Raw genomic sequence first — 5,400 nt, forward strand, 5'->3', positions numbered from 1 at the left:
TCAACGAGTTCGGCCAGGTCGGCATCGATCAGGCGATGTTCGAGGCGCGCGACGACCTGATCGTCAAGGGCCTGCCGGGGGGCTGCCTGTGCTGTCAGCTGGCCTTCGTGATGCAGGCCACCCTGGTCAACCTGCTGCACCGTCACCGGCCCGACCGCCTGATCATCGAACCCTCGGGGCTGGGCCATCCCGCGGGGCTGCTGGAGGTGCTGCGAAGCGAGGCCTTCGCGGGGGTGCTGACGCCGGAAGAGATCGTCGCCGTGCTGGATCCCCGCCGGCTCGAGGAGCCGCGGGTGCGCGAGCACGAGACCTTCCGCGATCAGCTCACCATGGCCGACGGGGTGGCCCTGACCATGACCGACCTGGCCACGCCGGCGCAGCGGGCCGAGGCGCAGGCCTGGCTCGCCGGCCTCTGGCCCGCCAAGCGCTGGGTGGTCGAGGCGCCGCACGGCGAGCTGCCGCTGTCACGGCTGCTGGGTGGGGGGACCGCAGAGGCTTCGCGGCCGGTGGCCGACAGCGCTGCCCATCGTCGCCTGCGCGAGGCGGCGGGCGGCGTACTCGAGCTGGACGAGTTGGTCGCCCCGCGGCCGGAGCCGGGCCGGCCGCGGCGCGAAGCGGGCGAGGCGCTGGGCCATGCCACCCTGGGGTGGCGCTGGCACCCGGACGATACCTTCGACCTGGATCGGCTGAGCCTGGTGCTGGGCGAGCTGCCGGCCCGGCTGCGGGTCAAGGGGGTCTTCCACACCGAGGCGGGCTGGCAGCTCTATAACCGCGCGGCGGGGGCGGTCAGCCTCTGCGACAGCGCCTGGCGGCGTGACTCGCGGCTGGAGGTGATCGGCGAGGCGGGACACCTGCCGGACGCCGAGCCGCTGGAAGCGGGCCTCGACGCCTGCCGGCTGGAGTCTCCCTCAACGGCCTAGGGTAACTCACTGGCCTAGGGTAACGTCGCGCAGCTGCGGCTCGCCGCCGTCGTCGATCACGACCTCCCAGCCCTGGCCGGGTTGCCAGTCACCCAGCACGATACGCCGCGCCGGCCGGCCGTCGACCTCCAGCTCATGCACGGCGGGGCGGTGGGTATGGCCGTGGATCAGGGTAGAAACGCCATGTTCGGTCATCACCCGCACCACCTCATCGGGCGTGACGTCCATGATCGCCTCGGCCTTGTTGGAGGTCGCCTCCCCGGACTGCTCGCGGAGCTTGGCGGCCAGGGCGATGCGCTCGACGATCGGCATCGCCAGCACCTGGGCCTGCCACTGGGGATCCCGCGCCTGGGCGCGGAAGGCCTGGTAGGCCGTATCCCGGGTGCACAGGCTGTCGCCGTGCATCAGCAGCAGGGGCCGGCCGCCGAGCTCCACCACGCTGGGGTCGGGCAGCAGGGTGGCGCCGGCCTCCCTGGCGAAGCGCTCCCCGAGCAGGAAGTCGCGGTTGCCGTGCATCAGGTAGAGGGCGGTGCCGTCATCGGCCAGGCGGCGCAGCGCCACGGCGACCCGCGCCGACAGGTCGGCATGGCCGCTGGGGTCCTGGCCGGCAAGGTCGAGCAGGTCGTCGCCGATCCACGCCTCGAAGAAGTCGCCCAGGATATAGAGCGCCTCACAGCCGCAGGCGCGCTCCTCGAGCCAACGCAGGAAGCCCTCGGTGATCTCGGGGGTGCCGGGGTGCAGGTGCAGGTCGGAAATCAGCAGGGTGGCCATCAGGCCTCCTTGACGAAGGCCTTCTGGATCACCACGTCTTCCGCGGGCACGTCGGCGTGCATGCCGCGGCGGGCGGTGGTGACACCCTTGATCTTCTCGACCACCTCCATGCCCTCGACCACCCGGCCGAACACGCAGTAGCCCCAGCCCTGGATGGACTTGCCGCTATGGTTCAGGAAGGCGTTGTCGGCCACATTGATGAAGAACTGGGCGGTGGCGGAGTGGGGGTCCTGGGTGCGTGCCATGGCCAGGGTGCCGGCCTCGTTCTGCAGGCTGTTGTCGGCCTCGTTGTCGATCGGGTCGCGGGTGGGCTTCTGGTTGAAATCTTCGTCGAAGCCGCCGCCCTGGATCATGAAGCCGTCGATCACACGGTGGAACAGGGTGCCGTCGTAGAAGCCGTCGCGCACATACTGCTCGAAGTTGGCCGCGGTCTTCGGGGCCTTTTCGTGATCGAGCTCGACGTGGATGTCGCCGTAATTTGTCTGCAGAATGATCATCGCTAAGCTCCTGTGCAATAAAGGGGCGCTGCCTTGGCGTTGCCCATGGGCGTGGCGCTATAATAGCGGTTTTGCCTCGCTGCGCGAAGCAAGCTCGGGCGTCTCAGGTCGGCGGCTTGCACCTGCGGCGAGGGGCGCCGGGGGCAAGCCGAAGAGGAGGTCTTTTGCCAGGGAAGGCAAAAGTAGCGCCCAGGGAGGGGTTCACAGCGCCTCCTCGCAGGCTTGTCGCCGGAACAGCACCGAGCAGTGAAGGCCATTGTCAACGGCCCCGGACCGCACCCCAACCAGAGGTTGTTCTTCCAACCATGACCACCGACACCACCAGCGCGCCGAATTTCATTCGCAACCAGATCCGCGACGAGATCGAGGCCGGCCGCACCGGCAAGATCGTGACCCGCTTCCCGCCGGAGCCCAACGGCTTCCTGCATATCGGCCACGCCAAGTCGATCTGTCTCAACTTCGGGCTCGCCGAGCAGTTCGGTGGTGACTGTCACCTGCGCTTCGATGACACCAACCCCGCCAAGGAAGAACAGGCCTACATCGACGCCATCAAGGAGGACGTCAGCTGGCTGGGCTTCGAGTGGGCGGGCCCGGTGCGCTTCGCCTCCGACTACTTCGACCAGCTCTACGCCTGGGCCCAGCACCTGGTCCGCGAGGGCAAGGCCTACGTCGATGACCTCTCGGCCGAGGAGATCCGCGAGTACCGCGGTACCCTGACCGAGCCGGGCCGGCCGAGCCCCTACCGCGTACGCGCCGCCGAGGAGAACCTCGACCTGCTCGAGCGCATGCGCGGCGGCGAGTTCGCCGAGGGCGAGAAGGTGCTGCGGGCGAAGATCGACATGGCCGCGCCCAACATCAACCTGCGCGACCCGATCCTCTACCGCATCCGGCACGCCCACCATCACCAGACCGGCGACAAGTGGAAGATCTACCCCTCCTACGACTTCACCCATGGCCAGTCGGACGCCATCGAGGGGATCACCCACTCCATCTGCACCCTGGAGTTCGAGGACCATCGCCCCCTCTACGAGTGGTTCCTGGAGCAGCTGCCGGTGCCGGCCAGGCCCCGCCAGATCGAGTTCGCCCGCCTCAACCTGAACTACACCCTGACCTCCAAGCGCAAGCTCAGGCTGCTGGTGGACGAGGGCATCGTCGACGGCTGGGACGACCCGCGCCTGCCGACCATCTCCGGGCTGCGGCGCCGCGGCTATACGCCGGCCTCGATCCGCCGGTTCTGCGAGATGATCGGGGTGACCCGCGCCGACGGCGGCCTGGTGGATATCGCCATGCTCTACCACGCCATCCGCGCCGATCTCGAGGACAGCGCCCCGCGGGCCATGTGCGTGCTGAAACCGCTCAAGGTGGTGTTGACCAACGTGCCGGAGGGCCATGAGGAGGCCTACGAGGTGCCCGGCCACCCGGCCCGGGACGACCTGGGCGTGCGGCGGATTCCCTTCACCCGGGAGCTCTACATCGACCGGGATGACTTTATGGAGGAGCCGCCGAAGAAGTTCTTCCGCCTGGCCCCCGGCCAGGAGGTGCGCCTGCGCAACAGCTATGTGATCCGCTGCGACGAGGTGGTCAAGGACGACGCCGGCGAGATCGCCGAGCTGCGCTGCTCGGTGGACTTCGACACCCTGGGCAGGAACCCCGAAGGGCGCAAGGTGAAGGGGGTGATCCACTGGGTCAGCGCCGCGCACGGCGTGCCCCTGGAGGTGCGCCTCTACGACAACCTCTTCCTGGAGGAGCAGCCCGACCGCGACCGGGACGCCGACTTCCTCGACCACCTCAACCCCGAGTCCCTGGTGGTCTGCCAGGCCATTGGCGAGCCGAGCCTCGCCGAGGTCGCCCCGGAGAGCCGCTTCCAGTTCGAACGCGTCGGCTACTTCTGCGCCGATCGCCATGCGGCCGCCGAGGGCAAGCGGGTCTTCAACCGCACCGTGGGCCTCAAGGACAGCTGGGCCAAGGTGCAGAAGAAAGAGTCCCAGAAGAAAGACGCGCAGAAGAAGGGGTGACCGTGAGCAACGCGCTGCAGATCTACAACACGCTGACCCGCCGCAAGGAGGTCTTCACGCCCATCGAGCCCGGCAAGGTACGCATGTACGTGTGCGGCATGACCGTCTACGACTACTGCCACCTGGGCCACGCCCGGGTGATGGTGGCCTTCGACGTCATCACCCGCTACCTGCGCCACCGCGGCTACGACGTCACCTACGTGCGCAACGTCACCGATATCGACGACAAGATCCTTCGGCGCGCCGACGAGAACGGCGAGAGCATCGCCTCGCTCACCGAGCGGATGATCGCCGCCATGCACGAGGACGAGGCGCGCCTGTCCGTGCTGCCGCCGGACCAGGAGCCGCGGGCGACCCGGCATATCGACGATATCCTCGCGATGATCGCGACGCTGATCAGTAAGGGCTACGCCTACGCGGCGGACAACGGTGACGTCTACTACCGGGTGCGCCGCTTCGAGGGCTACGGCAAGCTCAACAATCGCGACCCGGACGAGATGCGCGCCGGCGCCCGTATCGAGGTGGACGAGCACAAGGAGGACCCGCTGGACTTCGTGCTGTGGAAGGCCGCCAAGCCCGGCGAGGCGAGCTGGCCCTCGCCCTGGGGCGAGGGGCGCCCCGGCTGGCATATCGAGTGCTCGGCCATGTCCAAGTGCTGCCTGGGCGAGACCTTCGATATCCACGGCGGCGGGCCGGACCTGACCTTCCCCCACCATGAGAACGAGATCGCCCAGAGCGAGGCGGCCAACGGCAAGCCCTTCGTCAACACCTGGATGCACGCCGGGGCGGTGCGGGTGAACCAGGAGAAGATGTCCAAGTCCCTGGGCAACTTCTTCACCATCCGCGAGGTGCTCGCGCACCACGACCCGGAGGTGGTGCGCTACCTGCTGGTGGCCAGCCACTACCGCAGCGCGATCAACTATGCGCCGGAGTCCCTGGCCGAGGCGCGCCGCTCGCTCGAGCGCTTCTACAATTCACTCGAAGGACTGGCACTCGAAGGGTCGGCCCCGGCGGTGGGGGGCGAGCCGGGGGCCGGGCGGGTGGACCCTCGGTTCGAGGCGCGCCTTACCGCCGCCATGGACGACGACTTCAACACCCCCGAGGCGCTCTCGGTGCTCTTCGAGCTGGTACGTGAACTCAACCGTGCCCGGAAGGAGTCTCCCGAGCAGGCGCCGGCCCTGGCCGCCGAGCTCCGGC

Annotated in this window: 5 protein-coding genes; 3 read left to right on the forward strand and 2 right to left on the reverse strand. The window is 68.6% G+C overall.

Annotated elements, in window-relative coordinates; all coding sequences use genetic code 11:
* Positions 1-920, forward strand: a 920-nt coding sequence (locus J5F18_RS11300; protein WP_346298733.1) for a GTP-binding protein, incomplete at its 5' end; no start/stop codon positions are given.
* Between the two features lie 6 nt (positions 921-926).
* Here the strand turns inward: J5F18_RS11300 and lpxH are convergent.
* A complete protein-coding gene (gene lpxH, locus J5F18_RS11305) occupies positions 927-1,691 on the reverse strand; it encodes a UDP-2,3-diacylglucosamine diphosphatase (RefSeq protein ID WP_346298734.1) in 765 nt (254 codons plus the stop codon).
* Positions 1,691-2,188, reverse strand: coding sequence for a peptidylprolyl isomerase (locus J5F18_RS11310; protein WP_346298735.1), 498 nt, complete (start codon positions 2,186-2,188; stop codon positions 1,691-1,693). Before J5F18_RS11310 ends, lpxH begins: the two co-directional genes overlap by 1 nt.
* 305 nt (positions 2,189-2,493) lie before the next feature.
* On the opposite strand from J5F18_RS11310, the gene J5F18_RS11315 reads away from it, so the two are divergent.
* Entirely contained in the window at positions 2,494-4,203 is a 1,710-nt protein-coding gene (locus J5F18_RS11315) for a glutamine--tRNA ligase/YqeY domain fusion protein (RefSeq protein ID WP_346298736.1), read from the forward strand.
* Between the two features lie 14 nt (positions 4,204-4,217).
* Positions 4,218-5,400: cysteine--tRNA ligase (gene cysS / locus J5F18_RS11320; protein ID WP_346302219.1), on the forward strand; the 1,183-nt coding region annotated here is incomplete at its 3' end.

The sequence above is a fragment of the Halomonas sp. BM-2019 genome (assembly GCF_017584085.1).